The following is a 14,566-nucleotide window of genomic DNA, read 5'->3' on the forward strand; positions in this document are numbered from 1 at the left end:
GACGCCACACATCGCCGACGGTCGGCGGATCATCGGCCTCTTCACATCGTTTCTGCCCGAAAGCCGGCGGCCGCCTTTCGGGACGGTGCGCTAGGCGACTCTGCGCATCAGCAGCGAGGCATTGGTGCCGCCGAAGCCGAAAGAGTTCGAGAGGACCGTATCGACGCGCTTGCGCTTGGCCTCATGCGGAATGAGGTCGATCGCGGTCTCGACCGACGGGTTGTCGAGGTTCAGCGTCGGCGGCATCACCCCGTCGCGAATCGCCAGCACGGAGAAGATCGCCTCCACTGCGCCAGCCGCGCCGAGCAGGTGGCCGATCGCCGACTTCGTCGAGGACATCGACGCCTTGGAGGCGGCGTCGCCGAGCAGGCGCTCCACAGCCTTGAGTTCCAGCTCGTCGCCGAGCGGGGTCGAGGTGCCGTGGGCGTTGATATAGTCGATCTCGGACGGGTCGATCCCGGCCCGCTTCACCGCCGCCTTCATGCAGCGGTAGCCACCGTCGCCGTCCGGGGCGGGCGAGGTGATGTGGTAGGCGTCGCCAGACAGGCCGTAGCCGATCACCTCGGCGTAGATCTTGGCGCCGCGCGCCTTGGCGTGCTCGTATTCCTCGAGCACGACGATGCCGGCGCCCTCGCCCATGACGAAGCCGTCGCGGTCGCGGTCGTAGGGCCGGGACGCCTTGGTCGGATCGTCGTTGAAGCCCGTGGAGAGCGCGCGGCAGGCCGCAAAACCCGCCAGCGACAGCCGGTTGACCGGCGCCTCGGTCCCGCCGGCCACCATCACGTCGGCATCGCCCAGCGCGATCAGCCGCGAGGCGTCGCCGATGGCGTGCGCGCCGGTGGAGCAGGCCGTGACGACCGCGTGATTCGGGCCCTTCAGCCCGTGCTGGATCGAGACCTGCCCCGAGGCGAGATTGATGATGCGGCCAGGGATGAAGAAGGGCGAGATGCGCCGCGGACCCTTCTCGTGGAGAGTCACGGAGGCGTCGTAGATCGTGCCGATGCCGCCGATGCCCGAACCGATCAGGACGCCGGTGGCCTCCTGGTCTGCGTCGGATTTCGGGTGCCAGTCGGCATCGTCGAGCGCTTGGCCGGCGGCGGCCATGGCGTAGACGATGAAGGGATCGACCTTACGCTGCTCCTTCACCTCCATCCACCGGTCGGGGTTGAAGGTTCCGTCGGAGCCGTCGCCGAAGGGCAGTGTGCAGGCGATCCGACAGGCGAGATCGTCGGTCTGGAAGGCGGTGACCGCGGAGGCGCCGCTGTCACCGGCGATGAGGCGGCTCCAGGTATGCTCGACGTTGCCGCCCAGCGGCGACACCATCCCCAGACCCGTGATCACCACCCGACGCATTGCCTGATCCCAACGATCCGCTCAGTCCGCGAAGGACTCATTGTTCGTCCCGAAGGACGACGGTTCTTCGAAACATGGTGGCGCGCGGGGTCTTGTCGACCCCGCCCGCGTGAGGACACCGCCTTAGGCGGAGTTCTTCTCCAGGAACTTGATCGCGTCGCCGACCGTCTGGATGGTCTCGGCCGCGTCGTCCGGAATCTCGACGTTGAACTCCTCCTCGAACGCCATCACCAGCTCGACGGTGTCGAGGCTGTCGGCGCCGAGATCGTCGATGAAGTTGGAGGCCTCGGTGACCTTCTCAGGCTCGACGCCCAGATGCTCGACGACGATCTTCTTCACGCGCTCGGCGATATCGCTCATCGTTGTTGGTCCTCGTCTTTTCGATCGTGGTGGTTTGTGCTTCTGACGAAAGCGCCGTGGCCGCCTTCCCGCTTCGGGGGTTTTTGGGACGGCCGGTGTTCGATCGCGCGTGGTTTGGAAAAAGCCGCAACCCGCTGAACCGTCAACTCCCCTGCACGGCTGAGCCGGGTGTTAACACAGGGTTTCCGCTCTGGCGAGGGGCGGTTCAGAAAGCATTCATCGCCGTGGTTTTCCGGTCAGAACACCCCTTTGTGGACGGTCTCAATACATCGCCATGCCGCCATTGACGTGCAGCGTTTGCCCGGTCACGTAACCCGCTTCTTCCGACGCGAGATAAACCGCCGCCGCACCGATCTCGGCGCCGGTGCCGAGCCGGCCCGCCGGCACGCGGGTGAGAATCGTCTCGCGCTGCTTCTCGTTCAGCGCATCGGTCATCGCCGAGGCGATGAAGCCCGGCGCGATGCAGTTCACGGTGATGCCGCGCGTGGCGACCTCCGCCGCCAGGGCCTTGGTCATGCCGACGAGGCCGGCCTTGGCCGCCGCATAGTTGCCCTGTCCCGGATTGCCGGTGGCACCGACTACCGAGCTGATGCCGATGATGCGGCCGTAGCGGCGCTTCATCATGCCTCTGAGCGCGGCGCGCGACAGGCGGAAGGCGGCGGTGAGGTTGACGTCGAGAACCGCCTCCCACTCCTCATCCTTCATCCGCATGAAGAGGTTGTCGCGGGTGATGCCGGCATTGTTGATCAGGATGTCGAGACCGCCGAGGGCCGATTCGGCGGCAGGAAGCAGCGCTTCCACCGCGGCCTTGTCGGCGAGGTTCGCCTCGACCACCGCGACGCGCTCGCCGCCGAGTTCGGCTGCCAGCTCGTCGAGTACCGCGCGGCGGGTGCCGGACAGCGCGACATGCGCGCCCTGCGCGTGCAGCGCCCGGGCGATCGCCCCGCCGAGCCCACCGGTCGCGCCGGTGACGAGGGCCTTGCGGCCGGTGAGGTCGAACATGGTGTCGGCTCTTTTCGATCGGGGAAAAGGAATCAGGCGTAGGCGGCGACGTCGTCGGGCGTGCCGACCGCGCTTGCCGAAGCGCTCGGCGCGATCCGCTTGACGAGCCCGGTCAGCACCTTGCCGGCGCCGAGTTCGTGGAAGCGGTCGACGCCGGCCTCGGCCATGGCGGCGACGCTCTCGGCCCAGCGCACGGTTCCGGTGACCTGGGTCACCAGCGCGTCGCGGATCGCGTCCGGCTCGGTGAGCGGGCCGGCGGTGACATTGGCATAGACCGGCACGACGGGCGCCTTCATCGCCACCTCGGCCAGCGCCCGGCGCATCGCTTCGGCCGCCGGCGCCATCAGGGCGCAGTGGAACGGAGCGGAGACGTTGAGAAGCACGGCCCGGCGCACGCCGCGCCCCTGAGCCAGCGCCATCGCCCGTTCGACGGCCTCCCGGTGACCGGAAAGGACGACCTGACCGGCGCCGTTGTCGTTGGCGACGTCGCAGACCATGCCCTGTGCCGCCTCTTCCGCGATGTCGCGCGCAGTCGCGAGGTCAGGCCCGAGCAGGGCGGCCATGGCGCCGATGCCGGGCGCCACCGCCCGCTGCATCGCCTCGCCGCGGATGCGCAGCAGGCGGGCGGCGTCGGAGATCGTGAAGGTGCCGGCGGCGGCCAGCGCCGAGTACTCGCCGAGCGAGTGGCCGGCCACGAATGCCGCGTCGCGCGCTAGATCGAGGCCGCGCTCGGCCTCCAGGGTGCGCAGCACCGCGAGGCTCGCCGCCATCAGCGCCGGCTGCGCGTTGGCGGTCAGTGTCAGTTCTTCCGACGGGCCCTCGAACATCAGCCGCGACAGGTTCTGGCCGAGCGCCGCATCGACCTCCTCGAAGACCTGCCGGGCGGCCGGTGACGCCTCGCTCAGCGCCTTGCCCATGCCGACCGCTTGGCTGCCCTGTCCCGGAAAGATGAAGGCTCGCGTCATGACGTCCCGTCGCCTTGAGCACCGGGACGGGTGCCCCGGCGCAATCGGGGTCGGCCCGCCGTCACGCCGCACGCGTACAGCCACAAGACGGACTGCCGCTGATCGGGATCGCCGGGAGACCCTGTTTAAGGTGCGGCGCAGTCGCATCACGTGCGGCGAGTGTCAACAATGCGATGCACAAGATCAGGCCGGAAAAAAGCCAAGCTGGACCGGAGATTACCGGACTCGCCGGCAGAACCCGGAACGATTCCGTGCATTGATCGGATAGTCCCTCGCGAGACACCTGCCATGTTCCGTACGACGTTTCCCCAGGAGGCGGTCGGGCATGCCCACGCCCTGATCGGCGCCTACGAATCCGCCCATGCCGGACTCGCCCGGATCTCGCAGGAGTTCCGCCGCGACCTGTGCCGCACCCTCGACCGGCTCGGCCCCCGTGGGATTCCCTATCTGCGCGTCGTCCGCAGGGATCTCGAAGGCCGCACCCAGGAGGCGCGGGAGACTTGGCCGCTCTGGATCGACCGGCTTACCGATCCGATGATCGACCGCCGTCTGATCGCGTCCCGTGCCCTGCTGGATGCGGTCGAAAGGGAGGCGGACGCCCGCGGCATGGTTCTCTGACACTCCGCTCCGGGCGCCGGCAATGCTCGGAACGTCGGATGACGCACGTCAATCCGGGGCCGCGCAGCGGAGCCCGGAATTCGCCCGTGATGCGGAAGGCACGTTTGCGGTCAAGGCCAGCCGTGGAATCCGGGTTCGCCTGCGGCGCCCCGGAATGGACGGCCATCGTCGATGGAAAGCCGCTCCGAGGCTCGTAAGCCCGAGTTCCCGGCCCTGAAGCGTCGGCTTCCCCAGGGTCGCCGCCCGGATGCGTCCGAGCGGATCGGCGCTTACGCGGCGGCCCGCAGGCGTGGGCGGCGCGCCGGAGGAGACACTTCGGCCCGCGCCCGGTCCAGCGCAGCCGCGACGCAGGAAGCGGCCCGCATGATCTCCGCATCCGACTGCCCGGCGGTGACGTGCAGCCGCAGACGGCCGGTTTCCTCCAGCGTTCCGAGGTCGACCAGCAGGCCGAAGTCGGACAGATGACCGGCGAAGCGGCGCGCCCGTTCGCCAAAACCGATCTCGACGCAGACGGAGGTGCAGGGCTCGCCGCAGACGCTCAGACCCCGCTCCCGCAGGGCCGTGCGCAGGTTGAGGACGTTGCGCATCAATCGGGCACGGCGCTGACAGCCCTCGGCCGCGTCGATGACGGTGAACGCTTTGAGGATGACTGCGAGCTGGATCGGTGAGAGCGCCTGGGCCGCCTCGCCGACGCGCAGGCACGCCGTCACGGCGCGGGTGCGGGCAGCAACGAAGCCGCCATTGGAGGCAAAGCTCTTCGAGAAGGTGCCGATGACGAGATCGGCCCTGCCCAGCATATCCTGAAGGCCGAGATGGCCGCGACCGTCCTCGCCGAGGCAGCCCAGATCTTGGGACACGTCCACAAGGAGTGTCGCACCGTACTCGTCGCACAGGGCCCGCAGAGCGGCGAGGTCCGGCGTACCGGAATCGAGCGGCGACAGGCTCTCGGTCACGACGAGGATACCGTTTTCCGCGTCGCGGGCGCGGATGGCCCGGAGACGCTCGCGGCAATGCTCCGCATCGAGGTGGCGGAACGGCTGGAGGTTGTTCGTCCCGGCCTCGGCATCCTCCCGAAGTCCTCCCCGGATCGCGGCATCGATCACGACGTGGTCGGCCGGGCGTACGAGGCCGCGGATCACGGCCTGAGCGGCGGCCCGGCCGGTCGGGCAGAGTAAAGCCTCCTCCATCTGAAGGAAGTCGGCGATCCGGCGCTCCAGGGTCACGGCAAGGCCGGTATCGCCGGCTTCGGCCCCGGCGCAGACGCTGCGCACGCCGAACCGGCGCAGGGTGTCGGCGGCCGCGGCGACGATCTGGGGGTGGGTGGAGAGGCCGAGGCAATCCTGCGAGGCGAAATCGAGCCCGTGCAGGGCGTGATCCTCGCCGGAAACGGGCGCGCTCGAAAGGCGGCGCACGCTGTCCGCGCGCTGCTGGATCGTCGCGTCGGTCTGCTCACGATGTCTCATGCCATCCCGTCCGGTGCCGCGTCGTTACAGGTCGGACTGTCGATCCGGTCGGCTTGCCATCGCGTTAAACGGCGCCCGTGTAGGAAAAATGCATCAGGGCGTATTTAACGAATTGCTTCTTTCCCGGCTCTCAGAAGCAGCCTGTCTTCCGCTTTGTCCGCAGAATATCGACGGTCGGATTTGGTAAACTTAGCGAAACGTGAAGGGTGTGTTGCGAAGATCTTGGTGCCCCTGTTTCGCGCGTCGCGCCGCATTGCGTCGGATCCGCTCCGAACGATTGGATCGGGAGCACGAAAAACGGCTCGGGGGTGTCCCTATCGCAAGGGGCACCCCCGAAGCATCCGTCGCGCTGCCGGCCCCGGCTCAGATCACCGGAATACCGCCCATGCCCGCACCGATCCCGTAGCCGGCGCCGTAGAGGGTGCTATGGGCGAGGTAGTAGGCGCCAAGGAACAGCATCAGGGCGCTGGCATAGTAGACCGGGGCGAGGACCACGTCCCGGCGGGTGGCGGGCACCCGGGCATCGTCCGCGGCGATGGCGATCAGGACCGCGATGATACCCGAGTGGCCGATGGCGTCGATCTTGCCGAATTCGAAGATCGCCGAGACGAACACGGCCGTCAGGATGATCGCCGAGGCGCGACGCACCAAAGGAGTCCAGATCAGGGCGAAGGCCAGGGTGAACTCGATGACGCCCGCGGCCTGCATGAAGAGTTCCGGCGAGGCGCCCATGGTCATGGCGGGCTTGGCGGCGATGAGCGGATCGGTCCAGTGGGGATAGGCCCACTTCTCGACGGAGGCCCACATCAGGGTGATCGCGGCGGCGATGCGCACCACGTCGATGGGGCGCTGGCCGAACAGGGTGCGGTCGAAGGCGGTGAGCGCCAGGAATGCGGCCACGCCAAGGAAGACCGGATAGTCGGCGAGATGGAAGATGCCGTAGTTCCAGACGGCGAAGGCGAACAGGAACACGATGCCGGCGGCGGTGAACGGCAGGGTGCGCTTCCACAGCAGGCCCGCGGCCATGGCCAGTTGCAGCCACGGGATCCAGGCGACGTCCGTCTTCAGTTCCGGCGTCAGGATGATCCCGCCGAGGTTCCACAGCGAGACGAGGAAGAACCCCATCACCGCCCGAACGATCAGGGCGCTGTTGACGCGGGCCGCCGCGGTGACGCGGTCGAGGGCGTTGAGAAGTGCAGTGCCGAGGTGGGTTCCCTCGGCCAGGCAGCCGAACATCAGGCAGACGAGGGCGAGACCTGTCAGGAGTTCGAAGTCGGTGCAAAGCACCTGTTCGAGACCGCGCGGCTGGCCGGCGACATCGAAAGCACAGAACCATTTGACGTGGGCGCTGGCCGCCCCCGTTCCGATGAGAAGAAAGCTTGCTGCGCCTGCAAGCATGACGGAAGAGCGCACCCAGAAGCTGGACACGTGAGGCATGGGGCCGCCGAAACGGGAGGGAAGTTCGTTGTGCTGAAAATATTTAACCGAAGTTGACTGGCCCTGCTAAGGCTTTGTTTACACACTTGAACGAATGGTTAATGCGGATTGTGTAACAAAGGTTACGTAACCGGCTAAGCTCTCGATATTGGTTTCCGGTGACTAGCCCAGCGGTTTCATAATCGAACTGTGAAAGTCGGGAATAGCGGGGAAGCCCGCTGGCGGAGTGCGCGCGTTAATGCCTTCGAAGACGGCGTGGTGACCGCTGGGACGGCGTGGCGACAAGCGCTCGTTTGGGGGGATGAATGATTGCGTTGCTCAGTCTCGTGAGCCTGTCCAGCGGGCTGGTTCTGGCCGGCCGCGCGCCGCTCTATCCGGATTGGACCGCTCGGATGGAGATGGCCGGCGGCCTCTCCCTCGTGACGGGGCTCGCCATGGTCGGCGCCGGCCTGAAAGCCTATTGCTGCTGAGGGCTCGATACGAGGCCGGAGGCCTCCGGATCACACGTTCGGCTTCAGACTGTTCCGATCTCAGTCCCGCCGTCGCAGGACACTCGCGAAGAAGCCGTCGAGGCCGCCCGCCCGTCCGGTGCCGCCGGCGAGATGGCTTGGCAGGGTGCGCAGGTCGCCGGACGCGTCGATCAGCTCGGCATGGCCGGCCAACTGGTCGGGGGTGATCGCGATCCGCTCGAAATCCGGGTTGCGCTCCAGAAAGTCCGTGACCTGTCCGCCGCCCTCCTCGGGCTCCAGGGAGCAGGTGCAGTAGACGAGCCGTCCGCCCGGCCGCGTCAACCGCGCGGCCTTGTCGAGGAGCCGGCGCTGGAGGCCGGACAGGCGCATCACATCGCTCTCGCTCTTCGTCCAGGCAACATCGGGATGGCGACGGATCGTGCCGGTTGCCGAGCAGGGGGCGTCGAGCAGCACCGCGTCGAAGGGTGCATCCTCCGGCAGCCCCAGGGCATCGGCCGTCACCACCTCCGCCGAGAGGCCGAGGCGTTCGAGGTTGCGTCCGAGCCGTTCGAGCCGCGCGCCCGATCGGTCGACGGCCGTGACCGTCGCGCCCGCCGCCGCGATCTGGGCCGTCTTGCCGCCGGGCGCGGCGCAGAGGTCGGCGATGCGCTCACCCGGAGCGGGGGCGAGCAGCCGTACGGGCAGGGCGGCGGCGGCGTCCTGTACCCACCAGGCGCCTTCGGTATAGCCGGGCAGTTCGGCCACGGAGTCCCGCACCTCGACCAGACGGAGCGAGCCAAGGTCGAGGCGGAGGGCGCCGAGCCGTTCGGCCCAGATGTCCGCGTCGCGCGAAACGGTGAGATCGACCACCGCGCCTTCCAGATGGGCCGCGGCGATGCGGCGCGCCGTCTCCTCGCCGTAGGCCGCCCGCCAGCGCCGGGCGAGCCAGTCCGGGGTGTTGTGGGCGAGCGGATCGTTCTCCTCCGCCCGGATGGCGTCGCGCTCGCGGGCGATCCGGCGCAGCACCGCATTGACGAGGGGCGCAAGGTGCTGGAGCTGCGGGTCGGCCTTGGCGAGGCGCACCGAGAGATCGACGGCGGCGTGGTCGGCCACCGCGAGGTCGAGGATCTGCGCCGCACCGGTCACCAGCAGGGCCAGGAGGTGCGGCCGGTCCTCGGGAAGGCCGTCGCGCAGGCGGGCCGCGAGTGCTGCCCGGATGAATCCGAGGCGGCGGAAGCTCGCCGTGGCGATCGCTCGGGCGAGCGCCGCCTCTCCGGCCTCCAGCCGGGCCCCGCGCCCGGCTTGGGCGAGGGCATCTTCGAGCGCCAGACCGCGGGAGGGACCGAGAAGGGTCGCAACCGCCTCGCGCGCGACGTGGCGTGCGGCGAGACCCGGCACGGACGAGTCGAAGGCGGGCGGCGTGCGGTGGTTGGGGGACGTTGCCAAGCGGGAAGGGCCGTTCTGGGCTAAAAGGGGTCGGTGGGGTCTCGCCCCTGGGCCGACGAAGTCACATCTGTCGGCAAAGGATGCAAGACGTGATGCGAGCGATGAAGGAGATCGGCATGACACAGGCGGATGCCAAGGACGAGGCCGGCTCGACGGGCGCCGCGCCGCGTACCCTGTCCCCGGCGGCGCAGCGGGCGCTGGCGGAGGCGGCCGAGCGGCGCGCTGCCATCGATGCCCGTGCGGCCAAGATCGCCGAGCGTCCCGAGGCGCTGGGACGCGGCGGCCTGGAGCCGGTCCGCTACGAGGATTGGGAGGTGAAGGGCCTCGCCAGCGACTTCTGACGCGGCCGCCGGTCTCCCGAGCGCTCAGCCGAATTGTTCGCGCAGGATGCGCTCCTCCAGGCTGTGACCGGGGTCGTGCAGCAGCACGAGGTTGGTGGCGTGATCGAGCCACGTCTCCACCGTGCAGACCCGGCGGAACTCGGTGTGGTCGGCCACCGCCGCGACGGGACGGTGCTCGGCGTCGATCACGTCGATGCGGATGCGGGCGTAGTTCGGCAGCAGCGCGCCGCGCCAGCGCCGGGGGCGGAAGGCCGAGATCGGCGTCAATGCCAGAAGATGGGCGTTGAGCGGCAGGATCGGCCCGCCGACCGACAGGTTGTAAGCGGTCGAGCCCGCCGGCGTGGCGGCCAGAATCCCGTCGGCAATGAGTTCGGGCAAGCGCACATGGTCGTCCACTGAGACTCGCAGCTTGGCGGTCTGGTGGGTCTGGCGCAGCATGTAGACCTCGTTGATCGCCCGCGCCGTGTGGCTGCGTCCCTCCGTATCGGTGGCGATCATCGTCATCGGGTGGATCGTCGAGCGCTTCGTTGCCTCCAGACGGTCGAGCAGCCCGTCCTCGCGGAACTCGTTCATCAGGAAGCCGACCGTGCCGCGATTCATGCCGTAGATCGGCTTGGGCGCGTTCATGAAGCGGTGAAGAACCTGCAGCATCAATCCGTCGCCGCCGAGTGCTACGACGACATCCGCCTCCTCGGGCGGGACATGGTCGTAGCGGCGCATCAGCAGGTCCGCCGCCTCCCGCGCGTCGGCTGTGGGGCTCGCCACGAAGGCAATCCGTGAAAAGCGACGCGGCATCCGTGCTGTCAGCCCTGTTGACGGGAAGAGGCCGAGCCGGTCTCACTCGGGGCACGCACCGGACATCCGAGATCGGGCGCCGGTCTGCCGAGGGAGAGCCATAGCATGGAGCGCCCGCTCCTCGTCTACACGACCTTTCCCGATGTCACGGTCGCGCTCGACATCGGCGAGGCTTTGGTCCGCGCCCGCCTTGCGGCCTGCGTGAACGTGATCCCGGGCATGCAATCGGTCTTCGCCTGGAAAGGGGCGATCGAACGCGGCACGGAGGTGGTCGCGATTCCCAAGAGCCGGGAAGGCTTGGCCGATGCCCTCGCGGCTGAGCTGAAGCGGCGTCACCCCTACGAGACGCCGATCATCCTGCATCTGCCGGTCAAGGACGCCGATCCCGATACCGCCGCCTGGATCAGCGCCGAAACCTCTCCGGTCCGAAACTGCCTCACAAAACTCCCGGTCACCGACCGTTCCCGCTCTGGCGAGGACAGCGTGGCCGGAGCTTTGTGAGAGACACTGAGCAAGCCGACATGCGAAGGGCGCGGACCCCTCGTCGGAGCCGCGCCCTCGATTCGTCGGCGAAGCGCCTCAGGCGCCGACGAGGGGTGGGAGCCCGCGCTGCTGACGGGCGATGGTCGCCTCGTAGCGCTCGGCCTGCAGCCTCGTCAGGCCCGAAACGAGGGCCATGGACCCGCGATAGACGGTGTAGGTGCCGTCATGGGTCGGTTTCACGCGAATGAGCTCGGACATGGGACCGCTCCCTGCCAGGGGTCAAACATCGAACGCGTTACGATGGAGGTACGTTAATCAGCTGTTCATGTGTTGCAAGCCCGTTCGAGCCCTGCTCCATGAACTATTTTCGTTGCACCGCAAGAAGAGCCGGCTCTTTTTGCAGTGCGAATAACAAAGAGGGAAAACAGACCGGAAGATCAATTGACAAGCGGATTTCGCCCTGTGCGGGGACCCGCGGAAGCGATGTAGCCGGCAAGTCTTTGTCGCACCGGCTCTGCGGAGCCGGCGCCTCGGAAACGAAACTGTGATCGGATCCCGGCGGAATTGCTCCAACGCAGGGTACGGCCTGCCGCAATGCACATCTTGCATCAACACTTTCCCGATAGCGTGGGCTTCGAGACGCCTCATGCCGTGGCCCCTATGCCGAGCCCCCCTTCCTCCGTCATCGATTTCCCGTCCGAGCTCCTCTCGGGGGACGGCGCAGATCAGGTGGAGGCCTCTCTCGTCGCGCGGCGCGAAGAGCGGACGGTCACCAATTGGATCGCGATGATCCGGCTGTTCGACGGCACCGAGATTCCCTGTAACATCAAGGATATCTCGAAATCCGGTGCCAAGCTCGGCATTCCCGAGGCCTATACCCTCCCGGCTTCGTTCATGCTCAGGATCCTGGGTCGGGATTTCGTGCTGAAGGTCAACCTGGCCTGGCGGAGAGGCAACTACGCCGGCGTCCGCATCGAGCGCATCGCCAAGCTGCCGGTGCCAGAGGAGAAGAAGCCGGTCACCGTCGAGCAGACCCCGAACTACAGCTCCATCGGCTCACGCCGGAGCCGCGACGGCTCCGGTTGATCGGATCGACCGCCGCTGCGGGCTTTCGAAGGCCGAAGGTCTGCGGAGGCAAGCGCCGTTACCAGCGACGAGAGCAGCAACCTTCGCCGTTGATCCTCGCCCGCTTCGTCGAGGAGCCGTTCGATTGTTCGGCAACGCACTTGCAAGCCGTCACTGCGAACCGATAACCCACCGAGCCGGGCGTCGCAGGGCGTTCCGGCAGTTGGTCGGGTCAGTGGCGCGGAGCCGCAGGAATCGTTCTCCGGCGGGCATCTGCGGTTCGAAACCCGCACGAATCATGGGAGCCGTGCTTGGCCACCATCATCCCCGTTTCGCCCTTCGACTATGTCGTGTTCGGCGCCACCGGCGACCTGACGCAGCGAAAGCTCCTGCCGGCCCTCTACCAGCGCTACCGCGACGCCCAGATCCCTGAGACGAGCCGCATCATCGGCGCCTCGCGCAGCCACATGAGCCTGGAGGAATTCCGGGAGCATGCGCGAGACGCCCTGAAGAGCTTCGTGCCGCCGTCCGAAATCGACGAGACCAAGCTCGCCGGCTTCCTCGATCACCTGTTCTACGTGGCGGTCGATGCCCTCGGCGACGAGGGCTGGGATGAACTGAAGGCCCTGCTCGACGAGCGGCCTGACCGGATCAGGCCCTATTATCTCGCCACCTCGCCCGATCTCTACGGCTCGATCTGCCGCAACCTCGACCGATACGGACTGATCGGCGAGAACAGCCGCGTCGTGCTCGAAAAGCCGATCGGCAAGGATCTGAAGTCGGCCCGCGCCATCAACGACGCAGTCGGCGCGGTCTTCCCCGAGAGCCAGATCTTCCGCATCGACCACTATCTCGGCAAGGAGACGGTGCAGAACCTGATGGCCCTGCGCTTCGCCAACACGATCTTCGAGCGGCTGTGGAACGCCGATGTGATCGATCACGTGCAGATCACGGTGGGCGAGACGGTCGGCGTCGAGGGACGCGGCGGCTACTACGACACCTCCGGCGCGCTGCGCGACATGGTGCAGAACCACATCCTCCAGCTCCTCTGCCTCACGGCGATGGAGAGCCCGATCTCGCTCGACGCCAACTCCGTGCGCGACGAAAAGCTGAAGGTGCTGCGCGCCCTCAAGCCCATCACGTCCGCCGACGTGCAGAGCGTCACCGTGCGCGGGCAATACGCGGCCGGCGCCGTCGGCGGGCGGCCGGTCGAGGGCTATCAGGCCGACCTCGACAGCGGTATGCCGAGCCGGACCGAAACCTTCGTTGCCCTCAAGCTCGAAGTGCGCAACGGGCGCTGGGCCGGGGTGCCGTTCTATGTCCGCACCGGCAAGCGCCTGCCGAAGAAACTGTCCGAGATCGTGGTGCAGTTCCGCGCCTCGCCGTTCTCGATCTTCCCCGCCGACGCCTTCGGGCGCGAGCCGAACCGCCTCGTCATCCGCCTTCAGCCCGAGGAAGGCATGAAGCTCGAAGTGATGACCAAGGATCCGGGCCCCGGCGGCATGCGCCTGCGCCCGACCAACCTCGACATCTCCTTCGAGGAGACGTTCAAGCAGCGCTACCCCGATGCCTACGAGCGCCTGCTGATGGATGTGGTGCGCGGCAACGCCACCTTGTTCATGCGCCGCGACGAGGTGGAGGCGTCCTGGGCCTGGGCCGACACCCTGCTCCAGGCCTGGACCGACCGCCCCGAGCCGCCGCGCCCCTACGCCGCCGGAAGCTGGGGACCGACCGCCTCGATCGCCCTGATCGAACGCGACGGACGCACGTGGCATGAGGAAATCGGCTGACGCCTCAAGAGGCATGAGGAAATCGGCTGACGCCGTTCATGTCTCCAGCGGCGGGACCTCCGTCGGCCGGTCGATGATGCGGCGGCCGAACAGGCTCGCCACCAGCTCGACCAGCACCCGCGCGCTGCGCCCGCGCTCGTCGAGGAACGGGTTCAGCTCCACCACGTCGAGGGAGCCGACCAGTCCGGAGTCGCACAGCATCTCCATGATCAGATGCGCCTCGCGGAACGTCGCCCCGCCCGGCACCGTCGTACCGACACCGGGGGCGATGGTCGGGTCGAGGAAGTCCACGTCGAAGCTCGCGTGGAGATGACCGTTCGCGGCCGCCACCCGATCGAGGATGCGGCGCAGCGGCGCCACGACGCCGAACTCGTCGATGGTGCGCATGTCGACGATGTTGACCTGCCGCTGCGTCACGAGGGCCCGCTCCCCGGCATCGATGGAGCGCAGGCCGAACAGGTGAACCCGGGCCGGGTCGAGAAGCGGGCGCTCGCCCGCCTCGAACAGCGCCTCGAAGCCGGGCTCGCCGCACAGGGCGGCCAGTGGCATGCCGTGGACATTGCCGGAGGGCGAGGTCTCCAAGGTGTTGAAATCGGCATGCGCGTCGAGCCAGAGCACGAAGAGCGGCCGGCCGGTGCGGGCGCAATGGCGCAGAGCCCCGTCGATCGAGCCGAGCGACAGGCTGTGGTCGCCGCCTACCACGACCGGCAGGTGTCCCTCGTCCAGCGCCGTCTCGACCATGGAAGAGATTTCGGTCGTCCAGGCGCGTATCGCGGAGAGAGTCCTCTGGCCCAATGTGCCGTCGGGGGAGAGTTCGCCCAGGTCGTGCACGGTGTGCCCGAGATCCTGTAGCACCCGTACCAACCCGGCGGTGCGCAGCGCGGCCGGTCCCATCACGGCTCCGGGCTCGCTCGTGCCGATCTCGATCGGCGCACCGACCAGTTTGATGATGGACGACGAGAGCATGGCCGTTCCCTCTCGAGCCGGACGGGCGATCCT

Annotated in this window: 16 protein-coding genes; 6 read left to right on the plus strand and 10 right to left on the minus strand. The window is 67.8% G+C overall.

The annotated features are described in order from the left end of the window. Positions 1-90 precede the first annotated feature (90 nt). The 4 genes from fabF to fabD form a co-directional block, all read right to left on the minus strand. Complete coding sequence (gene fabF, locus MFF24_RS06750; RefSeq protein WP_133090781.1) at positions 91-1,353, minus strand: beta-ketoacyl-ACP synthase II; 1,263 nt, start codon at positions 1,351-1,353, stop codon at positions 91-93. Between the two features lie 123 nt (positions 1,354-1,476). After that, positions 1,477-1,713: an acyl carrier protein gene (locus MFF24_RS06755; protein ID WP_003599981.1), complete on the minus strand. Its 237-nt coding sequence runs from the start codon at positions 1,711-1,713 to the stop codon at positions 1,477-1,479. A gap of 261 nt (positions 1,714-1,974) precedes the next feature. Then, the gene (gene fabG / locus MFF24_RS06760) at positions 1,975-2,715 is read right to left on the minus strand and encodes a 3-oxoacyl-[acyl-carrier-protein] reductase (RefSeq protein ID WP_108938583.1); all 741 of its coding nucleotides are present in this window, start codon (positions 2,713-2,715) and stop codon (positions 1,975-1,977) included. A gap of 32 nt (positions 2,716-2,747) precedes the next feature. Further along, positions 2,748-3,680, minus strand: coding sequence for an ACP S-malonyltransferase (gene fabD, locus MFF24_RS06765; RefSeq protein ID WP_238223432.1), 933 nt, complete (start codon positions 3,678-3,680; stop codon positions 2,748-2,750). 288 nt (positions 3,681-3,968) lie between these two features. On the opposite strand from fabD, the gene MFF24_RS06770 reads away from it, so the two are divergent. Further along, positions 3,969-4,298: a hypothetical protein gene (locus tag MFF24_RS06770; RefSeq protein WP_108938581.1), complete on the plus strand. Its 330-nt coding sequence runs from the start codon at positions 3,969-3,971 to the stop codon at positions 4,296-4,298. A 269-nt stretch (positions 4,299-4,567) separates the two neighbouring features. Here the strand turns inward: MFF24_RS06770 and MFF24_RS06775 are convergent, their stop codons facing one another. Next, the gene (locus tag MFF24_RS06775; RefSeq protein WP_238223434.1) at positions 4,568-5,761 is read right to left on the minus strand and encodes an aminotransferase class I/II-fold pyridoxal phosphate-dependent enzyme; all 1,194 of its coding nucleotides are present in this window, start codon (positions 5,759-5,761) and stop codon (positions 4,568-4,570) included. Positions 5,762-6,124: 363 nt separating this feature from the next. Beyond that, positions 6,125-7,198 carry a hypothetical protein gene (locus tag MFF24_RS06780; RefSeq protein ID WP_238223437.1) on the minus strand — a complete coding sequence of 358 codons (1,074 nt, stop codon included), beginning with the start codon at positions 7,196-7,198 and terminating at the stop codon, positions 6,125-6,127. Between the two features lie 305 nt (positions 7,199-7,503). Here MFF24_RS06780 and MFF24_RS06785 point away from each other — a divergent pair, with 305 nt between their 5' ends. After that, positions 7,504-7,668, plus strand: a complete 165-nt coding sequence (locus MFF24_RS06785) for a hypothetical protein (protein WP_238223439.1) — start codon at positions 7,504-7,506, stop codon at positions 7,666-7,668. 60 nt (positions 7,669-7,728) lie between these two features. Here MFF24_RS06785 and MFF24_RS06790 read toward each other — a convergent pair whose 3' ends face one another. Further along, positions 7,729-9,093 (minus strand): RsmB/NOP family class I SAM-dependent RNA methyltransferase, encoded by a 1,365-nt coding sequence (locus MFF24_RS06790; protein ID WP_238223442.1) that lies wholly within the window; start codon positions 9,091-9,093, stop codon positions 7,729-7,731. A gap of 116 nt (positions 9,094-9,209) precedes the next feature. On the opposite strand from MFF24_RS06790, the gene MFF24_RS06795 reads away from it, so the two are divergent. After that, positions 9,210-9,434: a DUF1674 domain-containing protein gene (locus MFF24_RS06795; protein WP_238223443.1), complete on the plus strand. Its 225-nt coding sequence runs from the start codon at positions 9,210-9,212 to the stop codon at positions 9,432-9,434. Between the two features lie 24 nt (positions 9,435-9,458). Here MFF24_RS06795 and MFF24_RS06800 read toward each other — a convergent pair whose 3' ends face one another. Continuing rightward, a complete protein-coding gene (locus MFF24_RS06800; protein ID WP_108938578.1) occupies positions 9,459-10,229 on the minus strand; it encodes an NAD kinase in 771 nt (256 codons plus the stop codon). A gap of 105 nt (positions 10,230-10,334) precedes the next feature. Here MFF24_RS06800 and cutA point away from each other — a divergent pair, with 105 nt between their 5' ends. Further along, entirely contained in the window at positions 10,335-10,730 is a 396-nt protein-coding gene (cutA, locus tag MFF24_RS06805; protein ID WP_238223445.1) for a divalent-cation tolerance protein CutA, read from the plus strand. 78 nt (positions 10,731-10,808) lie between these two features. On the opposite strand, the gene MFF24_RS06810 is transcribed toward cutA, so the two are convergent. Next, the gene (locus MFF24_RS06810; protein WP_238223447.1) at positions 10,809-10,970 is read right to left on the minus strand and encodes a hypothetical protein; all 162 of its coding nucleotides are present in this window, start codon (positions 10,968-10,970) and stop codon (positions 10,809-10,811) included. A gap of 402 nt (positions 10,971-11,372) precedes the next feature. On the opposite strand from MFF24_RS06810, the gene MFF24_RS06815 reads away from it, so the two are divergent. Together MFF24_RS06815 and zwf are read left to right on the plus strand one after the other, a co-directional pair. Beyond that, the gene (locus MFF24_RS06815) at positions 11,373-11,798 is read left to right on the plus strand and encodes a PilZ domain-containing protein (RefSeq protein WP_238223451.1); all 426 of its coding nucleotides are present in this window, start codon (positions 11,373-11,375) and stop codon (positions 11,796-11,798) included. A 290-nt stretch (positions 11,799-12,088) separates the two neighbouring features. After that, on the plus strand, positions 12,089-13,567 hold the full coding sequence (gene zwf / locus MFF24_RS06820) for a glucose-6-phosphate dehydrogenase (protein ID WP_238223453.1): 1,479 nt from the start codon (positions 12,089-12,091) through the stop codon (positions 13,565-13,567). Between the two features lie 36 nt (positions 13,568-13,603). Here zwf and rocF read toward each other — a convergent pair whose 3' ends face one another. Then, the gene (rocF, locus tag MFF24_RS06825; protein WP_238223454.1) at positions 13,604-14,533 is read right to left on the minus strand and encodes an arginase; all 930 of its coding nucleotides are present in this window, start codon (positions 14,531-14,533) and stop codon (positions 13,604-13,606) included. Positions 14,534-14,566: the final 33 nt, after the last annotated feature.

This window comes from Methylorubrum aminovorans, from assembly GCF_022179725.1.
Classification (GTDB): domain Bacteria; phylum Pseudomonadota; class Alphaproteobacteria; order Rhizobiales; family Beijerinckiaceae; genus Methylobacterium; species Methylobacterium aminovorans.

What these genes read in the sequence shown, in the direction of transcription:
- fabF (WP_133090781.1), bottom strand. Translation starts at nt 1,353, where the DNA reads ATGCGTCGGGTGGTGATCACGGGTCTGGGGATGGTGTCGCCGCTGGGC.
- MFF24_RS06755 (WP_003599981.1), bottom strand. Translation starts at nt 1,713, where the DNA reads ATGAGCGATATCGCCGAGCGCGTGAAGAAGATCGTCGTCGAGCATCTG.
- fabG (WP_108938583.1), bottom strand. Translation starts at nt 2,715, where the DNA reads ATGTTCGACCTCACCGGCCGCAAGGCCCTCGTCACCGGCGCGACCGGT.
- fabD (WP_238223432.1), bottom strand. Translation starts at nt 3,680, where the DNA reads ATGACGCGAGCCTTCATCTTTCCGGGACAGGGCAGCCAAGCGGTCGGC.
- MFF24_RS06770 (WP_108938581.1), top strand. Translation starts at nt 3,969, where the DNA reads ATGTTCCGTACGACGTTTCCCCAGGAGGCGGTCGGGCATGCCCACGCC.
- MFF24_RS06775 (WP_238223434.1), bottom strand. Translation starts at nt 5,761, where the DNA reads ATGAGACATCGTGAGCAGACCGACGCGACGATCCAGCAGCGCGCGGAC.
- MFF24_RS06780 (WP_238223437.1), bottom strand. Translation starts at nt 7,198, where the DNA reads ATGCCTCACGTGTCCAGCTTCTGGGTGCGCTCTTCCGTCATGCTTGCA.
- MFF24_RS06785 (WP_238223439.1), top strand. Translation starts at nt 7,504, where the DNA reads ATGATTGCGTTGCTCAGTCTCGTGAGCCTGTCCAGCGGGCTGGTTCTG.
- MFF24_RS06795 (WP_238223443.1), top strand. Translation starts at nt 9,210, where the DNA reads ATGACACAGGCGGATGCCAAGGACGAGGCCGGCTCGACGGGCGCCGCG.
- MFF24_RS06800 (WP_108938578.1), bottom strand. Translation starts at nt 10,229, where the DNA reads ATGCCGCGTCGCTTTTCACGGATTGCCTTCGTGGCGAGCCCCACAGCC.
- cutA (WP_238223445.1), top strand. Translation starts at nt 10,335, where the DNA reads ATGGAGCGCCCGCTCCTCGTCTACACGACCTTTCCCGATGTCACGGTC.
- MFF24_RS06810 (WP_238223447.1), bottom strand. Translation starts at nt 10,970, where the DNA reads ATGTCCGAGCTCATTCGCGTGAAACCGACCCATGACGGCACCTACACC.
- MFF24_RS06815 (WP_238223451.1), top strand. Translation starts at nt 11,373, where the DNA reads ATGCCGAGCCCCCCTTCCTCCGTCATCGATTTCCCGTCCGAGCTCCTC.
- rocF (WP_238223454.1), bottom strand. Translation starts at nt 14,533, where the DNA reads ATGCTCTCGTCGTCCATCATCAAACTGGTCGGTGCGCCGATCGAGATC.